The organism is Streptomyces viridosporus, assembly GCF_002078235.1.
Lineage (GTDB): Bacteria > Actinomycetota > Actinomycetes > Streptomycetales > Streptomycetaceae > Streptomyces > Streptomyces viridosporus.
On record NZ_MSGP01000573.1, the window covers coordinates 400 to 1,175 of the forward strand.

Below are 776 nucleotides of genomic sequence, written 5' to 3' on the forward strand. Positions count from 1 at the left end.
CGGGACGCCCCCGGGCGGACTACTTCAGGAACCCGCGCGACCGGAGGAACTCGGCCGTCATGAGCGCGATTCCGTTGGGCTTGTAGATCTGCGGGAACCGCCGCATCTCCACCTCGGTGCGCCCCTGCGCGTCCGGCTCGATGAACTCGTGAACCAGACGGTACGGCTGGTCACCCACTGGCATTTCCAGCACTACCGGGCCCACCTTGGTGTCGAACCGAATTCCGGTGTAATTCGCGTCAGAGTTGTGCACGACCTTCGCGCCCATCCGCGCGCACACAAGCGGCAGGAAACCCGCGATGGTTCGGGCCTGAATTGCCAGGCCCGTCATGGGCGCACCCTGACCACCGCGCACCCGCCGGACGATTCCACCGGAAATGCTGATCTCCACGTTTCTCCCCTTCGTTGATCCCTGCGGTTGCCGGGGGGTCGCCTCCCCCCTGCACTTCAAATAATAAGCCTTCTTGGCTCGGAAGGGAAGTACTTGGATGGGTGTTGCGCTGGGTGTTGCGCCATGACGTTGCGCTGGATGTTGCGCTAGGTGTTGCGCCCCCTCCCGGCCGGCTTCTCCATTCCCACAGCTCAGCGCAACACTTGCGCCTGGTCGGGCTGCTGACATCCCCTCTGCTGCCACTCTCCCTACCCCAATGAGAAAGGAGGTGGGGGCGGGTGCGGGCGGTGCGGCGGCATCGGGGATCGGGGCCCACAGTTTTGATTGCGCGTCGGCGGAGCCTCCGCGTCGAGCCGGGCATGAATTCCGGCCCTCCAGGGCCGGA

At 65.3% G+C, this 776-nt stretch carries 1 protein-coding gene; it reads right to left on the minus strand.

What is annotated here, in order from left to right:
- Nucleotides 1-19: 19 nt before the first annotated feature.
- Entirely contained in the window at nt 20-391 is a 372-nt protein-coding gene (locus tag B7L92_RS32915) for a hypothetical protein (protein ID WP_016828525.1), read from the minus strand.
- Nucleotides 392-776 lie beyond the last annotated feature (385 nt).